The sequence below is a fragment of the Acinetobacter sp. ANC_7682 genome, assembly GCF_056779795.1.
Map to the genome: position 1 here is coordinate 1 of NZ_JBWYIQ010000082.1, position 547 is coordinate 547.

General features: G+C 38.9%; 2 protein-coding genes. Both read right to left on the reverse strand.

Annotation, left to right across the window (positions count from 1 at the left end):
• Positions 1 to 178: CoA-transferase (locus AC1M9D_RS14075; RefSeq protein ID WP_481612445.1), on the reverse strand; the 178-nt coding region annotated here is incomplete at its 3' end.
• 142 nt (positions 179 to 320) lie between these two features.
• A partial coding sequence (locus AC1M9D_RS14080; protein WP_481589630.1) for a dioxygenase family protein occupies positions 321 to 547 on the reverse strand: 227 nt, incomplete at its 5' end.

Below are 547 nucleotides of genomic sequence, written 5' to 3' on the forward strand. Positions count from 1 at the left end.
AATCACCATTACCTGCGTTGTTGTTGACGATCACTAAGTCTTTAATACCGAGTTCAATTAAGCCATCGATGAGTTCAGCAGGCTGACCTGCAGTACCAAACCCACCAATCATAATGGTTGAACCGTCTTTAATTTGGGAGAGGGCTTCGGTTAAAGTCTTTTGAGATTTATCAATCATAGCGTTTTATAGATAAAGCTATCTATATCCTTTTAGGTCTTGCAAAAATTTAAACAAATCAAAATGATTAGATTTGGATTGGTCTAAATTCTTTAGTTAAATGAGATAAAGGATGGATGCGAAATCCATCCCTTTATTATTTTTAAGCTGATGCGCGGCGGCGTTCAACTTCAGTAGAAGGCGCACCTTCAACGTCTTTCACTAATTCAATGTCAAATTGAATATGTTTGAACGCACCTTTCAGACCACGACGAGCAATTTCAGCTTCATCAGTTACATCTACAGCAGTTGCCACTAAGCCATCACGCGTTGCAAATGCAAAGTCATCCCAAAGGTATTCATCACCTTCGATGTTGAACTGCGTAGTTA